This window comes from Parasutterella sp. St.1A3 (assembly GCF_059728705.1).
In genome coordinates this window covers 96196-118417 of sequence record NZ_BAAGFK010000002.1, presented here as the reverse complement: position 1 = coordinate 118417, position 22222 = coordinate 96196, and the positions used below count along the sequence as shown (strand labels likewise).

The following is a 22222-nucleotide window of genomic DNA, read 5'->3' as shown; positions in this document are numbered from 1 at the left end:
TTGGCGTCCGAAGCTTTGAGAAAAAAGAGGTATGTTGATTCAAATGAATAACCCCAACTCGTCAGAGTATTAATAAAGTTAAATGGCAAAGAAAAATTAAAGGATTAGACGCTATGCCGAAGTTTGTGACCACAGCCGGATGAAGCAGACTACATTATCTTCCGTTATTTTTAACTCTTGGGTTGTTTCGGTTTGCGCTCTTATGGCGGACCATTTATCTCAATTTAACCTTCTGAATATTTTCAATAATCCTCTCTTCTCCTCTTCTATCGTAATTCGAAGTTGTGACGACGCTGGCGTGTCCCATCAAATCTCGTACAGCGACTAAGTCAACATTTTGCTTAATAAGCCGTGTTGCAAAAGTTCGTCTGAGATCATGCGGTGTCACTTTGTCTGTAATGCCGGCAAGAGCTGTATATTTTTGAACAATCAGTCCGACAGCTTCAGGTGTCAGCGGAGCCTTTGTATCGATGACGCCAAATCGTCTAATTCTGACAAAGATTGGTCCTTCTGTCTGACTGCCTCGAACATCGATCCATTGATCGAGCGCCTGTCTTACTTCATTCGGCATATAAACTTTTCTTTGCTTATCTCCTTTCGCGATAATTTTTAACGAGCCTTGCCGTCGGTCATATCCCTCAAAAGAGATTGAAGAAATTTCAGCGCGCCGTATTCCTGTTCCGATGAGGATGGCAAGAATTGCGTGATCTCGGATTTCTGAAATTTTGGGCCCTGAGCTATTGTCGAGCAATGCAGCAGTTTCTTCTAAACTTAGTTCACGTCCTACGGTTATACGTTTGGTTCTGAATTTTTTTATTTGTCTAATGCGCGCTGTTTCTTCCTGTGTCATTAGCCCAAGGGACCATGCAGCCTCGCTGATTCCCCGAATGGCAGAAATATATGAGTTCAGAGAGGAGCTCGTATAAATCTGACCTCCGTTTTCATTTTTCAGCTCACTCATGATCTGAATGAGTTTTCTGAAATGGATCAGCCGAAGTGATCCCCAAGGTACTTCATGACAATTGTTAAAACCAATCAAGTTAGCCATGACATTGAGTCGGCTTTCTAAACAGCGTATTGAGTTTACTGATCGAAATCCTGCCAGATAAAAAGCAGCCACATCAATCGTTTCAGCAGGTTCGGGAACGCTGATTCCAAAATTATTCTTGTCTCCGATAACTAGAAGGGATTTTTCCATAGAGGCCCCGAATATTTATCTTTACTTCTTATAAGTAATATTATATGAAATAGAGTAATAAATCGATAATTTGTAAATTTTTGGAAAATAGGGAGGTTGTTTTAGTAACCAGGCCTCGAACTCGGAAGCGTCGTCACTAATCAAATTCTCATAGAGAGCACCAAGTAAGTTTTATAAGGAAGCCGTTTCAACAATATCTTCAGCAATGAAGTTCGTGACTGTGATAAAGGAGTGGTAAATGCTCTACAGATCAATACGGTCATTTGAGCTACCGAAAGCGTACATACAGCACAGGGAAATACATCAGTCGGCCCAGTTCAATTCATGCAACAATGAAGATTCGGTCTATCTTAAATTTCAATAATTAATATCTAACTTCGGTTAACTGTATACATCATTTAATTGATAATGATTTTTCTAAATAAGAAATTTAATAAAGATGACGATAGTTAACAAAAGATGATGAGATATTACTGTCAATTAGTTGGGATAGTTAGAAATTAGAGCACTGACAGTGAATTATCTTATACGTCAGTCACTCCGTCACTCATCCTTTCATGACATTCTTGTATGAAAGAACCAGACCGGCTCGATCTAAAGTAAAATCGTTATCAGACACTTACAAAAAGAGGTTCAATAACTCATTAGATAGAGACTAGCCGTTAATCAACCCACAAATGCACAAAAATAGGGAAGAAAATAGTGAACCGCAACTCTCAAGGCATAAGAACCTCGATCAAGGCTCTTTTATCATCGTTGTTTACAACCTTTATTGTTACCTTAGGTTTCCAATCGTCACTTTGTGCCACGGAACAAAATCAAAAAACGGTCACGCTTGGGATAAGTGAGTTTGCATCCCATAATATTAATGAGCTTATTATTGAAGATACTATCAAAACACTTCAAAAAGCGCTTAAAAACAACAAACTTGTTGTTAAAAGGCTAAATCTTATTGGTATTACGAATGCGGTAAAGAGCAAAGAATTGGACCTTGTATTGACGTCTGCTGGCGCTTTTCGGCGACTCGTTATCGAGAGAACAGGCTTGAGGGATTTAGCAACCGTAGCTTCCGATCTGGCACCTAATCCTAACTATGCTGACGGCTCTGTGTTTTTTGTCAGAAGAGATCGCGAAGACATTAAAACCATTGCAGATTTAAAAGGTAGGGTTGCTTCAGCTAACTATCCATATGCTTTCTCGGGCTGGCAAATAGCAATGGGTGAGCTTCTAAAACAAGGGTTCGCTCCGGATAATTTCTTTAAGAAAACCCTTTTTCTTGGTCATGACGCATATCCTGCCATACAGGCTGTCTTAGATAAAAAAGCAGACGTTGGCATCGCCAGAGCCTGCTTCTTGGAATACTCCGGCCTACTTGAGCAAAATCAGCTGAAAATTATTGGAGCAAAGCCAAGCGGAGAGGAGTTCCCATGTCTTCACTCTACAGACCTTTATCCAAATTGGACACTGTCTACGACGCCAAATACGCCACCTGAGATCAGCAGGGTTGTTTCAGCAGCGCTATTGGATATGCCGCCCATTGCCCATAACCTTCACTGGAGCGTGGCAACTGATTTCACAAAGGTCGATAAGCTTTTTCTGGACCTAAAGGTCGGTCCTTATGAATACTTACGGAAATTTGATCTGACACGTTTCATCCGAGAATACCGCCATTATTTTATATTCGCTGCTCTCTTGTTCTTCGGCTTGCTCCTGCACGTTGTTCGCGTAAATGTCTTGGTTATCAAACGAACTAGTCAGCTTACTTACTCTCTTAAACGTGAAAAGGAGCTCGCTAAGGAAGCCAATGTGATTCGGCAGCGTCTTAATAAAATACAGACTTCAGGCGTTGTGGGACAGATGGGAACAATGATAGCCCATGAACTCAAACAGCCTCTTGCCACAGCGAGCAACTATTGCTTCACCCTGAGAAGACGAATGGAGAGAAATGACCTTCCTCCGGCGCTCCTGGATACTTCTCTGGAAAAAATTAATAAACAGATGCAAAAAGCCACGCAAATTATCGATAAGGTCAGATCCTATGCTAAGGGGGATCGTTTTCGAGAGGAAATTAATATCGTGTCTGTTGCTTCTGCAGTAGTTGTAGACTTAAAAAAATCATCTCCTGAAGCCGGCTGTATCAGTTTTTCTTCCGCCTCAGCGCCGCAGTGTGCGAAGTGTGATGAGATAGAACTTCAGATCATCTTATTGAATATTCTCAATAATGCGCTTGAAGCGGTTCATAATCAAGCGTCGCCCAAAATTTTCTTAGAAATTTCAGCGAAAGATAAGGACATCGTACTTAGCGTTTCGGATAACGGTCCGAGAATTAGTGAGGAGATGTGGAAAACTCTTGAAAACCACTCTCAAAAATCAAGCAAGGAGGATGGCCTCGGATTTGGTCTCTTAATTGTCCAATCCTTAGCGGAGGATTTAGGCGGGAAGCTTATCTTTAAAAGAAATGTACCAAACGGATTAACCGTGACAGTTTTAATTCCGAGCTGCGGAGCGAATGAAAATGGCTGAGAAAGCGTGTATTCGAGTCGTTGATGACGATGAAGATCTGTTGGAAAGTTTGGAATTTCTTTTGGAAAGTGAGGGCTGGAAGGTAAAAACCTATAGTAGCGCCCAAGATTTTCTCAGAAATGATGCAGCTTCAGTCACCGGCTGCTTAATTAGTGATATTCGAATGCCGGGAATGACAGGGCTTGAGCTGCAAAAAGAGATGAACGATCGACACATTCATCTGCCGATCATTTTCTTAACAGCCCATGGCGATATCGATATGGCCGTATCCGCGGTGAAGGCAGGAGCCATTGAGTTCCTACAAAAGCCGGTTGATCAGGAAAGACTTCTCAAGGTCGTAGCCGATTGCGCGAGGAAGTCAGCAAAAGGCTACTCTTTACTCAGTTTCGATATTTTTGAAGCGCGTCGGCGCTGGGATGCCCTAACGGAAAAAGAAAAAACAGTTCTGAAGTTTGTTGCTGCCGGTCTTATGAACAAGGAGGTCGCAGAACGCCTTGGTAATTCAGTGAGAACGATTGAAAATCACCGGGGAAACGGTTTGAAAAAGCTGCAGATTCACACAATGGCGGAGCTTAACCAATTGATTTCTGCGATCAAGGAAAACGAGTAGTCAGAAAAAAATAACTGAATGTTGAGTAAACGCAAACTACCTAGGTAGTCTCTCGGAAAATAATTTCTCCATCAGGCAGAAGCAAGCCTTAACAAAAGTGTCAATCCCGGAGAAAATTATGACAGTTCAATTATCTAAACGTTCATTCCTCAAAGGCCTTTTTGCAACTGGGGCCGCTCTTCCGCTCGGTTCTCTCGCACACGCTGCCGTCAGCGAAATTCCTCAGAAATGGGATCGGGAAACTGACGTCGTCATTCTTGGTTACGGCGGTGCTGGCGCCTCTGCAGCTATCACAGCAAAAGATGCGGGCGCTGAAGTTGTCATTTTTGAAAAATGTGCCCAGGGCGGCGGCAACACAGCTGTTTCTTCCGGCGGCATGATGATCCCGAATAATCGCGAAAGAGCGATCGCTTACCTCGATAAGACCTACGACTTTGCGAACTCTCAAAAAGATGCTGAACTTCTTGAAGCGTTTGTTGACGAAGCAATGAAGTCTAAAGAATTCCTTCTGTCTCTCGCTCCGGATCAGAAAGTCTATATCTATGGTCATGCGGGTTTCCAGAACATTCCTGAATCCGACGCAATCGATAAATGGCGTTTCCGTACTCCGAAAGGACAGAAGACCCGCGGCGGTGACATGCTCTTCAATAACTATCGCTATGCGGTTGAAACAGCCAGAAAGATTCCCGTTGTTTACAACGCAAAGGGACTAGAACTTATTCAAAAAGATGGTCAGGTGATTGGTGCGTGGATTGAAATCGAAGGTAAAAAACAGGCAGTTAAAGCCCGCAAAGGCGTCGTCCTTGCAACCGGCGGTTTCGAATTTAACGATAAGATGCTTTCCAACCACACTATGGGTCAGAAGTTCCATCGCCTCGGGCATCCTGGCAATACCGGCGACGGCGTAAGAATGGCTCAGGCTGCCGGTGCTGATCTTTGGCATATGAATGCTCTTTCCTGCCCGCTCGGTTTAGTGGTTCCGGGTCTGGAAACAGCTCTGCAGATCAATATGCTTGCTCCTTCTCATATTTACGTAGATCAGGACGGCAAACGCTTTACCAACGAAAAACTCGATAATCATACTTGCATTTATGCGGTCAATGCGCTCGACCCGATCAAACATCGTTACCCTAGAATTCCCTGCTTTGTCATCTTTGATGAAGAAGCCCGTAAGCGCGGTCCGATCATCGGAGGTGCTACTTCTGGTTATGCACTGAATCGAGAAAATTACAAGTGGTCTAAAGACAACTCGGCTGAAATTGAAAAGGGCGTCATCGTTTCTGCCCCGACAATTGAAGAGCTTGCGAAAAAGATCAACGTTCCTGCAGAAAATCTAGTTGCTACAGTTGAACGCTGGAATACAAACATCAAAGCCGGAGCCGATAAAGATTTCGGCCGTCCTCTGGAAAAGAAAGGCAAAGTCGCATTTGAAGGCCGCGAAGCCCCGATCGTCTCCCGTCCCATCGGTGAAGGTCCTTACTATGCTGCTGAGCTTTATCCGACAATCCTGAACACACAGGGCGGTCCGCGCAGAAATAAACTCGGTCAGGTTCTTGATCCGTTCAATCGTCCGATTCCGCGTCTTTACAGTGCAGGTGAACTCGGTTCTATGTGGGGTCATATTTATCAGGGTGCCACAAATAATTCAGAAGCCTGCGTATTCGGTCGCATTGCCGGTAAGACAGTAGCTGCGGAAAAGCCCTGGTCATAATCAAACTTGATCATCCTGCCAAAAGGCTCCTTTTGGCAGGAACCCAACTCAGAGATAAATAATGAAAAAATACCTCATGCTCTTCCTTCTCACGATGTTCTGTGCGGCAAGCGCCTCTGCGGCAGACAAGCTACTGGCTGATCGTCATATGGAACGTCTGGGAAAATGCGAAGCCTGCCACAAAACGATGCCTCCCAAGCAGGTGCCCTCCAAGGATTGTCTCTCTTGTCACGGAAGCTATGAAAAGCTTGCAGCACGTACCGATAAGAACGACATCAATCCGCATGACTCCCACCTTGAAGACCCTGACTGCGGTCAGTGTCACAGAGGCCATAAAAAGCCGGTACTAGCCTGTGACGAATGTCACGAATTTAAGAATATTCGGGTTCCATAAAATATCTTTTGAAGTTCTCCTTGGTCGACCGCATAAATGCGGTCATTTTTTCAACTCCATGCTTTTCTGCTTATTGGATCAAAATGTCGTTCTTGCGAGCATACCGCTTCATATAAAAGCTTTAATCCTCGTAAAAAGCTTAAAGAGGACGAAGATTTATGCCCCTTGTTTATTCCTTAACAGAGAGCAGAAAATCCGTAAAGTTCTTGCGGCTTCCCATCAGAACAATTTCATCATTCAGCAGGATTTTCTCTTCCATCGTTCGACGCTCCAAGTCCAGTATTTCTTCTTTCCTGCAGGGAAGGCCCAAGACATTTTTTTCAGTTACCTTCCGCACAGCCGACAGCAGTACAAGACCGAACCTTGAGAGATTCATGCTGCGATAGCTATGATCAACAAATCTTTCCGGGACCCTCATCTTCAAAATAATGTAATCATCACTGATATTGAAAGAGGTGCAGTTTGCGGCAAAAGCCAACTCAAATGTTAGGTCTTTCGCAGCCCTTTTCTCCGGAGCTAGGATACGATCCAGATTAAATGCTTCCAATACGGACTCATGAAGGTTATCAATTGCTCGCGCATAAATATGTTTTAGTCCCATCTTTTTAAGAAGCGCCACCGTACGCAGACTGGCACCAAAATCTTCACCGATCGCCACAATAATGACGTCCATATTCCTCAAGGGAAGCATTTTTAGTGCATTTTCGTCGCAGGAATCGAGCTGGTAGACAGTTGATAATTTATCCTTTATTGCTTCAATGTTGGACTCCTGGTTGTCGACGCCGATAACTTCGTTCCCGTGAAGCGCAAGATTGATAGAGAGCTCACGTCCATAAGTCCCTAAACCGATAATCATATAACGCATGTAATACTCCTAGTTAATGATGATATTTTCATCCGGGAAGACTTTCTCGGAATAGCATCTGCCGGAGAAGAGCCCAATCATCACCGACAGCAAGCCTACACGCCCTAAAAACATGGCGCAGCATAAGAGCGCCTTACTTTCCCAGCAAAGATTCGGCGTAAGTCCAAGAGAAGAACCGACTGTGCAAATTGCAGAAATCACTTCAAAAATAATAGCTTGAGATGAATGCTCAGGCTCAAGCAACATAAGTGAAAAAACAAAGAACAGGATTGCCAAAACGGATGACGATGCAACAGCATAAGCACGCATGACACAGTCATGTGGGATAGTTCGATTAAATGCACTTGTGTTGCGGCTTCCAAAAATCAAACTCTTAAGATTTAATAAAAGCACTGCGATCGTATTTACTTTAACGCCACCAGCCATTGATTGTGATGAGCCTCCTATCCACATAAGGACGCAAATCATAAGGATAGTCGCTGAATGGAAATCGGCCGGATTTACCGAAGCAAAGCCAGTAGTTCGAGGCAGAATCGAGTTAAATAACGATTGAACAAGCTTTGAGAAGAATGGAAGATCTTTCAGTACTCCGTTGAATTCTAAAATAAAGAAAAGAAATGCCCCTGTTGCTGTTAGGACCGCAGAGAGGATTAGGACTAGCTTGGTATTAAGATCAAACCTCGTTTTCGTCTCGTCCTGAAAAGATAATCCAATCTTCTGTTTCACGGCTGCAACGAGTTTGTCTTTTAAATTAATCAGGATCGGAAAACCAATAGATCCCATGAACATCAAAAAACAAATCACTAAGTAAAAAAACTGACTCCCATTCATCAGAACCGGATTACTCAGGCCGTCTTTCACATTTGAAAAACCTGCATTACAAAAGGCAGACATCGCATGAAAAGCAGCAAATACGCCTCTTTCATAATTTGAAGAAAAGAGAACAGCAGGTACCGACCAATAGATAAGGACTGCGCCGATCGCTTCAATCATCAATGTAAGCCCAAGTATATAAAGTAGGGTTGGGAGCAAAGCATCCATGGTTTTTGAGTAAACCATGTCTTTGATCAGTAGCTGGTTGTAGATAGAAGTCTGACCGGCATAGAAGATCGCAAAAACACTGGTAAACGTAATCAGTCCTAACCCTCCGATTTGAATAAGGCAGGAAAGTATTAGGAGCCCAAAGTTTGTAAAGACTTGCGAGATATCAGCGGGTGAAAGTCCTGTCACACACACCGCACTTGTCGAAATAAATAGGGCATCTATCAGGTCAAGCGGTTCTCTTGTACTTTTTGGGAGCATCAGTAAGAAAGTGCCTGAAGCAATCACCACAAGGAAACTTGAAGCGAGGATGAGCGTCGGATTTAAGCGATAACTTTGAGCGGCATCCAGGGCCTTTGCACTAAGAAAAATAATGGAATAGCCGGCTAGTGATACAAAGAGAAAAGTATTGGCCTGAAGATAATGAAAAGGCGAAGGAAGAGGCGGTAGGAAATGGACCGCTGCATTAATCAGTATGAGGAAGTTAACGAGCCATTTCAGAACACCGGCCTTCTTCACATATGTGTCATAACTAAAAATGTAGCCAAGAAGAATGTTCAACGTAAAAAGGCATAAGACGCAATGCAGAGCAGCCAGAATCCAATCAGAAACATCTCCCGAATTTATTCCAAAAAAGAAAGCAATTCCAATGAGGCAAAACAGCGACGACAGTGTTGTGATCACTGAAAAAAATAAATCTAGTTTCGCAAGCCGATACGACAGGTCCTTAGATTTATGAACCGAAGAGTTTTTCTGCTTCCAAATAGCCCTCTTGATGGACTTTTCCAAATGAGACAAATGCTTTGGCATATACGCCGAATCACGTAGAGATGATTCCCATATCAAATTAAATCCGATTTATCTTAAAGACACATAGAGCTGTCCTCTGAGGAGAAATCTCAGACTGAGCATTAGAGAGATAAGCGAAGTAGCTGAGGTAAAAATAGGAGAAGTTGTATGAAGAGGTCGTCAATCTGAACTAAAATAACGAAATGCATAGAAATACGAACCCCTGGCAGTTGATCTGAATTATGCCGACAAAGAGAATAATCAACGCGAGAAATCGTGCGGTCGTACTTGGCAGCGTTGTCGCACTCTATGTTTTGACGACCGTCTTCTTCCTCCTGCGTGTGAATCAATACACTCAAGATATCTACGATTATCCCTATACAGTTTCCTCACAGGCGCGAATTATGCAGAGTCGCCTGTATGACTTCAGAAGTATTTTGCCGGTTGTGTTCGCATCGACAGATTTAGCTCCGGAGGATATCGAAAGCACATTGGAATCTCAGGAAGCACTTCAGAAAAACAGCATTAAGATCATTGAAAAAAAATACAGAGGTGGTTCTGAAGAATTAAGCAATTTAAAGGAAGCGTTATCCAGCCTACAGGCAAAGCGTCGTGAGCTGATCGAGATGACACGACAGGATCCGACTGTCGTAAACATCATTACCCGCTATAGCCAGATCGTAGAACCGGCCTTTGTCCGCCTTGACGACGCACTTGACATCATTGCGGATGGGGCAGATAAACGAGGGCAGGAAATTCATGAGCATGCAGATAAAATTATCGTATATATCGTTGTTTTTACTATTGTTTTCGGTCTATTCCTGATTTTCTTTATTTACAGCGAGACCAATGAAGTCACTAGGTGGAATAAACGAATCCTGCAGAGGGAAAAGCTTCTTAATCTTCTGTGCGCTAGCGTGAACGACGTCTATATCATCTTCACTCGCACAGGTGAACCTGAATTTGTCAGCGCTAACACCAAGGCAATTCTCGGTATTAACCACACCAACATCCTAAAAGATAAGAATCTTTTTTTTCAGATGCTGAATGATAAAGATAACGAGTGGCTCCAAAAGTGCCTAACCGACTCTGCTGCTTCATCTTTTGCTCCACGTACGGTTGAACTACGCGGCAGCTCCAGATCCTACAAACTGCATGTCTATCCGATGAGAGCGGGAGAATCCAGCTGGTTTGTCGTGTCGCTTGTAGATGAAACAGAACAAATTCAGTACCAGAGGACATTGGGCGACGCTCTTCAGTCTGCACAAAATGCCAGCCGCGCAAAGAGCCAATTTCTTTCGCATATGTCGCATGAGATTCGTACGCCCATGAATGCGATCATTGGTATGACGACAATCGCACTTGCTAAACTCGACAATAAGGAAAGAGTCAGAGACTGTCTGACAAAAACCATGCAGGCGTCCAGGCATCTGCTTGGACTCATTAATGACATCCTTGATATGTCTAAGATCGAAAGCAATAAACTTGTGCTGTCTCAGGAGCCGTTCAATCTAAAGGATGCAATTCACAATCTAATGAATCTTGTTGACCCTCAAGCCAAGAGCAAAGGTGTGAATTTTGAGGTCACTATGAGCGGAGTCAAGCATGAGTCTTTTGTTGGAGATGCTCTTCGAACGAATCAAATTCTGATCAACATTCTCGCCAATGCCATTAAATTTACTCCAGAAGGCGGCAGTGTTCGTATGAGAATGTTCGAGAAAGCTACGAGTCCTAGCCGTGTTCGTTTAAAATTCGAAATTTCTGATACCGGTATCGGAATGGATGAAGAATTTCTTCAGCGAGCATTCCTTCCGTTTGAGCAGGCTTCTGGCGATATCAGTAAGAAGTTCGGAGGATCCGGCTTAGGGCTTGCCATCACCTATAACCTTGTCAGTCTTATGGGAGGGACGATTTTCGCAAAAAGCGAACTTGGTAAAGGTTCAACTTTTACCGTAGATATTCCTTTCGGATTAACTGATGAATCGGCTGAACATGACGAGGGGCTGAGAGAGTTAAAAGCGCTTGTTGTTGATGACGATAAAGATACCTGTGAACACGCGTGTCTGCTTTTAGGCCAGCTTGGACAAAAGACTGAGTTTGCATTGAGCGGCAGAGAAGGAATCGAAAAGATCAAACAGTCTCTGGAAGAAGGAGACCCGTTTGACGTCTGCTTCCTTGATTGGAAGATGCCGGAAATGGACGGAGAGGAAACTGCCTGTAAGATTCGAGAAATCGTCGGACCTGAAACTCTCATCATCATTATCAGTGCTTATGATTGGTCACCAATTGAAAAGAGAGCGAGAGAAGCCGGAGTTAACGGATTTATCGCTAAACCTTTCTTCACATCTTCCTTCTATGACTGCCTGAAGGCAAACGACGTTAATAGAAAAAATGAAACTGAAAAGCAGGCAACGCAGCCCGCGCATCATCCGACCATAAAAAAACGTATTCTGCTGGCAGAAGACAACGTCTTTAATGCTGAAGTTGCAGAAGAGTTTCTGGATATGGCTGGCTATGAGGTTGAAGTTCAGACAAATGGGAAAAAAGCGTTTGAAGCTTTTGAGCAGCGTCCTACCGGGTACTATGATTTGATCTTTATGGATATTCAGATGCCGGAAATGAACGGACTGGAAGCTACAAGGAAAATACGTCAACTCGATAGAAAAGACGCAAAAGAGATTCCAATCGTCGCCATGACCGCCAATGCGTTCTCTGAAGATGTTTCAATATCTTTGGAAGCCGGTATGAATGATCATATTTCCAAGCCGCTGGAACTCAAAAGGCTCTATCAGGTATTGGGAAAATATTTGGGAACTGATCCAAAAAATAAAGAATAGAAGTGTTTTTGAGGCTTCTGCTAGGCAGAAACCTCATTCAGACAGGAGCTACCGAAGCATATTCTTTCGATAGCGATAAGTATGAAGTGCGGCAAGGGCAACAAAGACCGCTCCTGCCGCAGTGTGGAGTTTGAATCCTTTGAATGCGAGAGCTGCTAATGAGGTTAAACCGCATACCAGCATACCCTTGTTTTCAAAAAGTCTCATCTCTTTGCTGCGCAGCATTTCTTTTTCGGACCATTTCGAATCCAAAGGTACAACGCACGACACTTTCGGAGAAGAAACCGTCAGAGTGCCGGTCTTATCAAATACCACCGTGTCAACCTGAGCTAAGGCTTCAAGATACTTACCTCCCTTGATCAAAATCTTGTGGTTTGCCGCTTTCTTCATCGCGCTGAGAAATGCGATCGGTGTTGCCAGTTTCAGCGCGCATGAGTAATCAACCATCAGGACGGCAGCAACCTTAGCCAAGTTTCTTGTCACCGTGCCAACGACTCCAGCCAGTAAGAAGCTATAGGGCACGATCGTATCCGCAAGCCGCATAGCTTTTGCCTCAATTCCTGCCTTTGTCTTCTCACTGTTTTCAATAAATTCGACGATCTTATTAAGACGGCTTTCAGAGCCGATTGCGGTAGGTCTGATTAAAAGTTCGCCCTCTTCCACTGTTGTACCGGCAAATACAACGTTCCCAGCTGTGCGGTGTACCGGAAGCGGCTCACCAGTCATGGAAACCTGATTCACCATACCGTCCCCGCCAACTACTTCACCGTCAGCCGCGATAGCGCTGCCCGCTCTGACTACAAGAATGTCGTATTTCGTTAAAGAGGAGAACGGAACTTCGAAATCTTCACCGTCTTTGCGGATCCATACTGTGTCAACATTAACTGCCAAGGACTCGGTTAGATTTTCCATCGTCTTGCGCCGCGTCCACTCTTCAAGGCTTTCACCCAAGCCGAGAAGCAGAGCAGTTGTTGCCGCAGTTTTGAAATCCCTCATCACTAACGCGATCGCGACAGAACTTAGATCTAAAACTTCAACAGTGATCTTGCCTCTGAAGAGCTGTTTAAACCCGTCAAAAAAGATATCTTTCGTTCCGGAAATAAACATCCCAAGCCGCAAAGGAAACGGCAGGAAAGAACCGAAAAGCAGTCTTAATGAAGGCCAAAACGTCACATCCGAGATGACACTTGTACCCGTCGGAATCGTTTTAGGCATTGTACGAACTTCGTACTCGCTGTCGGACAAGACATGCTCAACAGCCTTGAGCGCCTTATGTCCGAAAAAGACAACAAGAACGCTCTCTGTCCTCGGATTAACTTCTACACCCTCAACATTCGGGATGACCTCAATTCTGTCCGCGATTAAATTGCCGGCATCAAAGCCGAACTTAAAGTCGGAACGAAAACGGGCCCTTCTCCGAGTTTGAGAAACAATTTTGAACCCCATAGTAATAACCTCCAGCCTATTGAGGCCGAAGAACCTTACTCTTTATCGATGACTTTAACGTCAGAGGTATCGGGTTTATTCTTCGACTCTTTACGGTCTTCGTACTGCTCCTTCGCTTCTGCCGCCAAATCCTCACAATCTTCTTTAATCGATTCCGCTTTTTCTACGAGCATGTCTTTGATGTCATAGCCGTAGGAAAGAATTTTTGTTGTATGGGGGCGCAGAGAACCGCGCTGAATCAGAGATGCACCAAAGGCACCGAGAATTGTTCCGGCTACTACACCCCAAAGAATGTTTTTGTCGCTCATTTATTGCTCCGAATCAGAAATAATCGCCTCATTTTAACCTAGTAGAATTACCTATGTGATGATATACGGACACGTATTTAAGGATGCTTACAAACAATATTACCCTTTTCTTTCTCAACTTGAGCAAGAGAACTAATAGTTTTATGTTATAGTTCTCCGTTATATTTGACCTGCACCCGTATCTAGTTTCCGGCACTTTCAAAAAGACAACTTTTAAGGTTCGAGGAGAATATTTCAATCAATTCCAGAAGAACCGGATCTTTTCTTGAATAATTACGCCAGCTTAGGTTTACCGGATAGTTTGGAAATCGGATCGGCGGTTCGAGCAGCTTGAGCGCAGAAAATTTCGTTATAGCCGCAGCGGCGTGACGAGGAATGGTTGTCAGGGCATTCGTGCCTGTTAATAAAGCAGGGATTGCACTGAAATGAGACGTAGAAACCAGCACACGCCTTTTCTTTCCAAGCGACGAGAGGATTTCGTCCACAAGACCGTAGTAACCTCCGCTGGACACCAAAATATGGCCCCGATCAACATAAGTCTCCAAATTCCAGTCGGCTGTACCGAATGTATTCGGATCGATCAGGCATCCATAATTTCCGCTTCCGACCTCTACAGAACAGACACTGTCGCTTCGTGTGCCGCCGCTCGTCACAGCGAGATCTATCGATCGGGAAAGCAGCATCTCCTCCACTAAAACTGAATTGGTTTGAACAAATCTCAATCGAGTACAAGTCGGAATGCGTTTGGCGAGTTCGACCATGTCAGACCCCATCGCCAGCTCGAAATCATCGGACATTCCAATCGTGATCGTCCTGCCGTTGAAAAGCCCCGAGCGGCTTGAAAAAAGTTCAAAGGTTTGCGAGAAACGCTCCAGCATCTCACGAAGTGTTGGATAGAGCTGATTCGCAAATAAAGTCGGCGTCAATCCTCTTCCGTTTCGAACGAACAATGGATCGCTGTAGAGCGTTCTTAACTTCGCCAGAGAAGCGGAAACGGCTGACTGAGTTTGATTAAGCCGTAGTCCGGCTCTTGTTGCACTTTTTTCTTCATATACAGCAACAAAGACTCTGACTAAATTTAAATCAATTGAATCGATATTAATCTCGTTCATATCTCTTATTTCTCCTCGCCGTATTCGCAAGTCAGCTTAAGTCAGAAAATCTTAACTGTAGCCCTCATCCATCTAATTCTAAAGGAGAAAATCATGAGCAAACATATAGTTGCGGCGCTTCAAATCGGAAGTGATCTTATCGAAGGAAAAGCCAAGACATTAGAAAAAATCATGTCTTACGAACAGGCAATCATTGATTCGAAAGCTGAACTTGTCGTGATGCCCGAGGCTCTTCTCGGCGGATATCCGAAAGGAGAAATCTTTGGTGCATATCTAGGGTACCGATTGCCTGAAGGACGTGCCGACTTTGCCGCCTACTACGAAAACGCCATTGACGTTCCCGGGCCTGAATGCGAGGAACTCGCCGCTCTTTCTGCTCGCACTGGAGCTTCCTTAGTCGTCGGATGCATTGAGAGGACTCCCCATGCTCTTTACTGCTCCGCGCTCTTCTTCGACCCCGAAAGCGGACTTGCCGCTAAACACAGAAAGCTTCTTCCAACCGCATCTGAGCGACTCGTTTGGGGCATGGGAGACGGGTCCACACTTCCGGTTGTGCAGACAAAAGCCGGCAAAGTCGGCGCCTGCATCTGCTGGGAAAATCATATGCCGCTGCTTCGCTCCTACATGTATGCCAAAGGAGTAGAGGTTTACTGCGCTCCGACGGTCGACTGCCGCGATCAGTGGCAGCACTCAATGAAACACATCGCGCATGAGGGGCGCTGCTTTGTGGTAACCGCTGTCCAGTACCTACCGTCTCCGGAAGCCTTAGGCAAAACCGTTCCACACTGGAAGGACGATGAAGAACTGATGCGCGGCGGCTCCGTCATCGTTGACCCGATGGGGCAGGTACTTGCCGGACCTCTATATCACAAAGAAGGTTTGGTCAGTGCTGAGATCGATCTCGAGGACATCGTCAAAGCGAAGTATGACATGGATGTTTCCGGTCACTATGCCCGTCCCGACGTGTTCTCTCTGCATGTAGATACAAGACCAAAAAAAACCGTTGTTGAGACCGTCGTCACTGAAGTGATCTCTAAATAACAAACCTCATGTTCGGGCACGTCTCAGACGTGCCCATTTTCTCAGGAGACAAATATGACCGGCGTGATACTTGCTCAGATTGTTGTCGTAGTTACGCTCATTCTCATGATTATCGGCAAAACGCCGATGTACATCACCGCAGTTGTCGGCTCCACGATTGCAGCTCTGCTGGCCGGAATTCCGCTTTACGGCGCAGACCCTGTAACCATTAAAGGCCTGTTGATTGGCGGTTTAAATCCCGTACTAATTGATATGGGCGGCATTCTTCTTTTTATAGGCATTATGCAGTCAACCGGTTTTCTCCATGTCATCATCGGAGATATTATTAAAGCCGGTAACTATATTGGAGGCGGTCCCGGAATTATCACTGCGGCAGCAGCGGTCGCCGGCGGTATCGGCATGATGGTGGGCTTTACTCAGGCCGCTATTACCGGCGTTGTCGCAGGTCCTGCCGCTATTAAGCTCGGAGTGGATAGGAATGAAGCCGCCGGTGCGCTGCAGCACGCGAACATTCTCGGCTGCGGAGCCGGCTTCTCGCACCCGACGGTTGTCGGCATTCTGGCAATTTCCGGGATCGGCTACGGCATGGTAAACGTTTGGGGGCTCGTGGTTGCCGCCGCGGTTATGAGCATAGCCTGGTATCGGATGAGAACACACGTTCGAAAGGAAGGATTTGTTAAAAAAATGAGCGCCGAAGAGATTAAGCAGCTTCTCGATAAATTCAATAAAGACAAAAAAGCAAATGTTTCTTCCTGGATTGCATTCACTCCGTTCATCATCCTTATTGTCGCCGCTTCAAGCGGAGCTCCGATCTTCATCGTGTGCTTTTTCTGCGCACTGCTGACGTCTTTACTTGCTCGTCGTGATCTTCAGAAGAGCCAGGGAGAGATGATTGAAGGCGTCAGAATGATCGCTGTGCCTTTCATCGCGACCATTGTTTTCCTTTTCATGTCCGGCGTGATTAAAAATACGGGTTTCGTGGACACCATTGCGAAATTCTTTGAACCGCTGCTCGCCTACTCGCCAGAGCTTCTGATGTTCCTGATTTCAATTATCACCGGCATCATCACGCAGAGCCTTGCAGCCTCTTCTGCAATCCTGCTTCCGTTTCTCTCCGTCGTGCTGACTGCAGGAGCCGATCCGATGGCAAGCTCCGTTGCCGCCATCGCTGGGGCCAATATTGGTCAGTACTACCTGACAGGCGGTCCGGTTTCCGGCTTAAATACTGTGATCCCTGTTGTTCCCGGTTCTGACTTAGTGAAGGCCAACTTGTTCCAAAGACCGAACTATCTCTTTGGATTCGTTGTCGCAGGCTGTATTGTCGCAGCACTGACATTCCTCTAAGAAGAAATAAATAATCCTTCCTCCTTTTGCAGGCTGTCTTTCGGACGGCCTGCTCTTTTATTCGCATAGGGATTCGTCAGGAATGGCGAGGCGTGCCGGCCGGCTACTGATAAAATCGAAATTTTTCGAAATCGCTTTAGCGTGTTCCCTTCACCGCTGCGTGGAGCAAATTATTTCAGCAGAATTATTACGGTCACAGGCCTCCGCAATCATCTGAATTACAATATTTCTTCTTAATAAGCGAAAGCCCCGCTACGCTTTTCATGTGTACGACAAAGGATGCTCCGGCTTTCTTGTTAATCAGAGAGAAACGTCGCTCAGTCCGCAGAAGCGTAAGCCACATGGCAAGCCTTTCCTTCCCCGGTCCTCAGAAACACTGTCCAGACAACATTCGATCTTGCCGATATCGCAAGATCTGTTTCTTCAACAGATCTTGTAGAGTCAATTGCATCTGAAAATCAAGTGTGCATTCGTATAGTTGAACCGTCCATCATTTTCACTTTTCAGTTCTACTCTTTCAAATTTTTTACCTTTGTTAAGGCAGAACTCTTCCGCCTCTCTTATCAATTCAGAGGACAAAAATGCACCGGACCACTCATTTTCCTTGATACAGTCGATTTTAAATGTACCGTCTTTCTGCTCTTCCACGGCAGATTTTTCAACCGTTGCACTGCATCCGCTGATCAAGAACAGCAGTGACATCAACCAAACAGCTTTTTTCATTTACTTCTCCAACACCTCTTTTTTGACAACGCCTGGGAAACCGTCTTCATCACTGCAAACGAGTCTCACATGAATCTTTGAAGAGGAAAGCTCATACATCGCATGTGTTTTCGCATCTACTCCAATCCAGCCCGGAATAAATGCATTTGCAGTGTTGCCGAAAACGTACCAAAGATTATTTTTTGATTTAACAACCAAATCAGCAGGACGACATCCGCCTTTCTCTATATGAATGTTATAGATTTGGCCTGTAAAGTAACCCTCTGCTTTTGAGAGAGTTTGCTTAAAAGGAGTTTTTCCTTGATAGATGTTTTCGCCGTTTTTATCCGTAACCGTAATCGAGCAGCTTTCCGGTGTCGTTGTAATCTCCAATTCCTGGATATCCTTTTCTGCAATAGACGCACAACCAGATAGACCGATAAAAATGATAATACTCAGTATTGATATTATTGATTTATTGCTCATGGTAGATTTCGACCGCCCCTACACTTTATGCAAGAGCGGTCTCTCCTTAGAAAATGTATTCAAATCCGATATCGACTCTGTAGTCAGTCTTCAGCTTAGACGCAAAACTTCTTTTCACATAAAAGTGAGCTAACTTATCTTTCTTACGTGAGAAGGTATAAGTTCCTCCGGCGGAAACCTCTCCCCACGTCTCTTTAAGATTAAAGCGGGAAGCATTGAAGGAACCGTCGTCAAGCTTATAAGTCGTAACCAGTTTCCCTTTGAATTCTCGCAGGCCATCGACCTTGACAAAGGCTGAGCCCTTCTTCCCTTCATACCCAAGAGCGACACCTGCCCGACCGATTAAACTGTTAACCGCGTTGTGATGAACATTCACATCATTATTGGTTCTAAAGCTGGAACCAAAGATCCTTCCGTAGACGATCTGCAGCTGAGGATCTAAATACCAGTCTTTATTCTCAAAAAGATAGTGCTTATTGCCATACTCTGCACTTAGTGTATAGCCCCAAGTTTTATCGCGGCCTTTCGTATTCAATAAGTAGTCACTGCTCCATGCCGAGAATTCGTTGGAGAATCGACTAACTTTGCCTACAAGATCCAGATAACCACCGTTGGAAAACTTTCTAACACCATACAGCCACCAGCTTGCCATCCAGTTATCAGCGTTTCCCCCTCTGCTGAGCTTCAGATCTCCTTCTGTATATGACAAACCTGTTCCGTAAGTCCAATCATGTTTCTTTTCACGCTTGCACGGAAAATTTTCTCCATCTTTCTCACGACAACGATATGAGTCCTTATATTCGTAATAATTCCGATCTAAACCGATCTGAATCCCCTTGTAATTATCTCTGAAATAGTAGCCGTTCGAATTAATTCGGTTACGTCCGGCATAACCTCTTGCCCAAAGACCTTCCAGCTCATAATTATCTCTGACCTCCCCTAATCTTTGATGAAGCGTGTCAATTTCTTGTCGCCATGTAAAATAATGACTGAGTGAAACTGCCTCTATTGACTTCATTGTAGGTGTAGGTTCCTGTGGTTTCGGCTCTTGTGGTTTTGGCTGAGGAATTGGAGTTGCTGGAAACAAAGGAAGAGGATAGGTAAAGCCTGGTTCCAGTGGATACAGAGGGAACCATGTAGCTAAATCAATAATTTCTCCTCTGTATTTAACATTTTTCGGAAGACCTGCCGCATATTCGTTTAAATCTGTTGCGGTTTCTCCAACCAATTCGGTATTTTCAAAGTACCATTGCGCTTTATAGGCGTTGTTTACAACGCCCTCTGGTAAATAAACCCAACCAGCGGCCTTTGCGAATTGGGCATTAGGATCCTTCGGATCCCATCGCCTAATAACAGGGTTTCCGTTTTCATCAAGAATTTCGTTGCCCTCCTCATCGGTTAGCTTATGCCACATGGTCCCCTTGCTTAAGCCAAAATAGCCGTCCTTATAATCATCTTTAATTAAAATGTCGGCCTGCGAGCCTAAGTTTTCAATACCTTCATTAGCAAAAACACTGTTAGCCGCGCTTCTTAATAACCAAAAAGCATTCGCCAGTTTTGCATCATCTCGTGCACCGGGCCAGCCAGGGATATGTTCTTCTCCTTCACATTTACCTCCGCTGCATAAATTATCGGAGTTAATTAGTACCCCAGTATTCTTTCCTCCTTCATATACATAAGCTTTCACAACAAGATCAAGAGTTGAAGCATTGGAACGATCTGCAGCGATGGGTTTCCCGTCAACTGTATCAATTTTATTTAAGTAAATATATGGGGCCTGTCCGGTTTTGCCGCCTACTGCCCAATAAGATGAATATGGGCCGTTAATACCATACGGATATTTATATTCATCGTAAGGCCGTTTTTCTGGTTCTTGCTCCTCAGGCGGATTTGTAATTTCCGGCGGATTCTCTTCACTGCCTTCATCCTTCGAGTCTGTCTCTGTCTGGTCGGATAAAGCAGAATAGTTGATGGACAGATTGAGATATCCGCTCGTTCGAGTTTTTATTTTAGCCTGCAACTCTGCATCTGTTAAAACATTGTTAAAGGTTGCAGTGGTAACTTCAGGATTAGGTTCTTCCGGCTGAGTCGGCTGATCGGGTTCTTCCGGCTGACTCGGCTGATCAGGCTCTTCCGGCTCACTAGGTTCAGGTAACTCTCCATCCGAACCGCCAACGTTTGGTTTATTTTCGGCAAATACATGCTTGTCTGAGAGGTATGCCGCGTCGAATTGAATAACTCCTGTTCCAGAAAACATTCCCGCATCGCTGATATAAGTATCAGCTCCCATACGCACCGTATAAGGAACTCCTTCATTACCTCAGGGCGTACGCATGAATTTATTTGTTAATTAGTGAGGTTAACGCCTCCAGAGCTGCTGTCGGAGACTGCAGCTTAGCCATGATTCGCTTCACGCTTTTAGCCTCTTTGCCGGTTTCGGTTTCCTCTTCTTTTTGAAGTTTTCTGATCATCCCGAGCGCCCATTTATTCAAGAGGACTCTGTTTTGCAGATAGTTGGCGTTTTTGCACTGTGTTCTATCTTGGTAGAAGTTAACATCCAGGACGTAGTGGAGGTCATTTTCAATTCCCCAGTGACGTCTAACGGCTCTGGCACATTGTTCTGCGATATGGGCATTCAAGAAGTTCAGGGAGCTAATGTAGTAGCGATCAAGAGAACTGATCTCGCCGGTTGTCTTGTTAACGCTCTCTGTTGTAGCTTTAATGATCGTGCCCTCATCCAGCCCTATCCACTTCTTCAATAAGGCTGCGGGCAGGCAACTTCCGGGAAGGACCGAAATCTTTCTTGTCTCGATTCTTCCATGTCCGAGTTCAACTTTTTCGGTCTCCAGCGTACGGGTTTCGGTGCGGTCCACGAAGCTTAACTGCATGTCATAAAACAACGATTTGTGGTTCTGTTTCACCGCAAGGCAGTAGTCTGCCTTTCTTTGGATTAAAGCTGAAGCAAACTTTTCCTGCGTATTGAGTGCATCGGCCGTAACAATACATCCTGCCAAATCGAGTCCCTCAACCATGGAGGCGGCGTGCGTGATCTCATTTTCCTTGCTCCCGATGAGCTTTTGTCCTAAAGCAATTCCATTTTCAGTGTCATAGAAGGTAAGGATGTATTTACCGGCTCTTTCTGCGCTTTTTCTGGAGGCTTTGACCGCTTGACCGTCCACTGCAACAATTCGAGAAGTAAATTTATGAAGCAGAGGTTCTACAAGTCTGCCGTAAAAGCTTTGGAATTGTTCAGGATCTATCAGCATAAGAAGACGCCGAACGGTATCGTGAGAAATATCCTGCTTAGGAAAGTCTTCAAATGCTGTTTCCAGGGCTGCCCGATGGTTGCTCCAATAATCTGCGATTTGCACACAACTTGTCTGCCCGGACAAGGAGCTGAGCAAAGCGACTAAATACACGTACGCCAAAGGATATTGAACCTTCGCAGCCTGACGAGGGTCAACGACTTCATTGGACAGAATTTCAGAGGTTTTGTTAACGATTTCTGCAGTTGAAGACTTAACCTCCTGCTTCAAGTCCTTGATTTGTTGTTTGAGAAGGTAGCTTTTGGCATAAGTAAATACGCCGTTAACGATCGTACCGACCTGGGTGCGCTGTTCACGAGATCTTTTGTGTTCCTTACTGTAGTAATAAGTGGACTTATAAACATAGAAGCGTTGTTGTTTCTCGTTCCAGTTGACCTTGCAGCCTTGCGGGATAAGGTCGAGGATTTCCTTGCTGACAGCCATCATGCCACCTATTAAATTATAGACATATATATTATATGCTATATTTCAAAAAAAGTCAACCGTTTT

The 22222-nt window shown here is 44.7% G+C and carries 17 protein-coding genes; 7 read left to right on the top strand and 10 right to left on the bottom strand.

The genetic code is table 11. The features are described 5' to 3' along the window. Nucleotides 1-214 precede the first annotated feature (214 nt). Nucleotides 215-1198, bottom strand: a complete 984-nt coding sequence (locus AC6I1F_RS12465; RefSeq protein WP_160335554.1) for a tyrosine-type recombinase/integrase — start codon at nucleotides 1196-1198, stop codon at nucleotides 215-217. A 702-nt stretch (nucleotides 1199-1900) separates the two neighbouring features. Between AC6I1F_RS12465 and AC6I1F_RS12460 the strand changes: the two genes are divergently transcribed. The 4 genes from AC6I1F_RS12460 to AC6I1F_RS12445 all read left to right on the top strand — a co-directional run bounded on the left by AC6I1F_RS12460 (nucleotide 1901) and on the right by AC6I1F_RS12445 (nucleotide 6436). After that, complete coding sequence (locus AC6I1F_RS12460; protein WP_160335555.1) at nucleotides 1901-3721, top strand: sensor histidine kinase; 1821 nt, start codon at nucleotides 1901-1903, stop codon at nucleotides 3719-3721. Further along, a complete protein-coding gene (locus tag AC6I1F_RS12455) occupies nucleotides 3714-4331 on the top strand; it encodes a response regulator transcription factor (protein ID WP_160335556.1) in 618 nt (205 codons plus the stop codon). The genes AC6I1F_RS12460 and AC6I1F_RS12455 overlap by 8 nt, the downstream gene beginning before the upstream one ends. 118 nt (nucleotides 4332-4449) lie before the next feature. After that, nucleotides 4450-6042 (top strand): FAD-dependent oxidoreductase, encoded by a 1593-nt coding sequence (locus tag AC6I1F_RS12450; RefSeq protein WP_160335557.1) that lies wholly within the window; start codon nucleotides 4450-4452, stop codon nucleotides 6040-6042. A gap of 61 nt (nucleotides 6043-6103) precedes the next feature. Continuing rightward, complete coding sequence (locus AC6I1F_RS12445; RefSeq protein ID WP_160335558.1) at nucleotides 6104-6436, top strand: cytochrome c3 family protein; 333 nt, start codon at nucleotides 6104-6106, stop codon at nucleotides 6434-6436. A gap of 169 nt (nucleotides 6437-6605) precedes the next feature. On the opposite strand, the gene AC6I1F_RS12440 is transcribed toward AC6I1F_RS12445, so the two are convergent. Together AC6I1F_RS12440 and AC6I1F_RS12435 are read right to left on the bottom strand one after the other, a co-directional pair. After that, the gene (locus AC6I1F_RS12440; protein WP_160335559.1) at nucleotides 6606-7301 is read right to left on the bottom strand and encodes a potassium channel family protein; all 696 of its coding nucleotides are present in this window, start codon (nucleotides 7299-7301) and stop codon (nucleotides 6606-6608) included. 9 nt (nucleotides 7302-7310) lie between these two features. Then, nucleotides 7311-9131, bottom strand: coding sequence for a TrkH family potassium uptake protein (locus AC6I1F_RS12435; RefSeq protein WP_251451088.1), 1821 nt, complete (start codon nucleotides 9129-9131; stop codon nucleotides 7311-7313). Between the two features lie 242 nt (nucleotides 9132-9373). Between AC6I1F_RS12435 and AC6I1F_RS12430 the strand changes: the two genes are divergently transcribed. Beyond that, a complete protein-coding gene (locus AC6I1F_RS12430) occupies nucleotides 9374-11968 on the top strand; it encodes a response regulator (RefSeq protein ID WP_160335561.1) in 2595 nt (864 codons plus the stop codon). Nucleotides 11969-12016: 48 nt separating this feature from the next. On the opposite strand, the gene AC6I1F_RS12425 is transcribed toward AC6I1F_RS12430, so the two are convergent. From AC6I1F_RS12425 to AC6I1F_RS12415, 3 genes are all read right to left on the bottom strand, one after another. Further along, nucleotides 12017-13414, bottom strand: coding sequence for an HAD-IC family P-type ATPase (locus AC6I1F_RS12425; protein WP_497801804.1), 1398 nt, complete (start codon nucleotides 13412-13414; stop codon nucleotides 12017-12019). Nucleotides 13415-13449: 35 nt separating this feature from the next. Continuing rightward, complete coding sequence (locus AC6I1F_RS12420; RefSeq protein ID WP_160335564.1) at nucleotides 13450-13722, bottom strand: YtxH domain-containing protein; 273 nt, start codon at nucleotides 13720-13722, stop codon at nucleotides 13450-13452. A 182-nt stretch (nucleotides 13723-13904) separates the two neighbouring features. Further along, the gene (locus AC6I1F_RS12415) at nucleotides 13905-14834 is read right to left on the bottom strand and encodes a LysR family transcriptional regulator (RefSeq protein ID WP_160335565.1); all 930 of its coding nucleotides are present in this window, start codon (nucleotides 14832-14834) and stop codon (nucleotides 13905-13907) included. A gap of 93 nt (nucleotides 14835-14927) precedes the next feature. Here AC6I1F_RS12415 and AC6I1F_RS12410 point away from each other — a divergent pair, with 93 nt between their 5' ends. Both AC6I1F_RS12410 and AC6I1F_RS12405 read left to right on the top strand, forming a co-directional pair. Then, nucleotides 14928-15875, top strand: coding sequence for a carbon-nitrogen hydrolase family protein (locus tag AC6I1F_RS12410; protein ID WP_289164180.1), 948 nt, complete (start codon nucleotides 14928-14930; stop codon nucleotides 15873-15875). Between the two features lie 54 nt (nucleotides 15876-15929). After that, a complete protein-coding gene (locus AC6I1F_RS12405; RefSeq protein ID WP_289164181.1) occupies nucleotides 15930-17219 on the top strand; it encodes a Na+/H+ antiporter NhaC family protein in 1290 nt (429 codons plus the stop codon). 441 nt (nucleotides 17220-17660) lie between these two features. On the opposite strand, the gene AC6I1F_RS12400 is transcribed toward AC6I1F_RS12405, so the two are convergent. The 4 genes from AC6I1F_RS12400 to AC6I1F_RS12385 are packed head-to-tail and all read right to left on the bottom strand — an operon-like array spanning nucleotide 17661 to nucleotide 22159. Beyond that, nucleotides 17661-17942 (bottom strand): hypothetical protein, encoded by a 282-nt coding sequence (locus tag AC6I1F_RS12400; protein ID WP_289187305.1) that lies wholly within the window; start codon nucleotides 17940-17942, stop codon nucleotides 17661-17663. After that, nucleotides 17943-18407 (bottom strand): hypothetical protein, encoded by a 465-nt coding sequence (locus AC6I1F_RS12395; RefSeq protein WP_251452740.1) that lies wholly within the window; start codon nucleotides 18405-18407, stop codon nucleotides 17943-17945. It lies immediately after the preceding gene. 46 nt (nucleotides 18408-18453) lie between these two features. Further along, complete coding sequence (locus tag AC6I1F_RS12390) at nucleotides 18454-20697, bottom strand: autotransporter outer membrane beta-barrel domain-containing protein (protein ID WP_497801803.1); 2244 nt, start codon at nucleotides 20695-20697, stop codon at nucleotides 18454-18456. Nucleotides 20698-20746: 49 nt separating this feature from the next. Next, nucleotides 20747-22159: an ISAs1 family transposase gene (locus AC6I1F_RS12385; RefSeq protein WP_497801576.1), complete on the bottom strand. Its 1413-nt coding sequence runs from the start codon at nucleotides 22157-22159 to the stop codon at nucleotides 20747-20749. Between the last annotated feature and the right edge of the window lie 63 nt (nucleotides 22160-22222).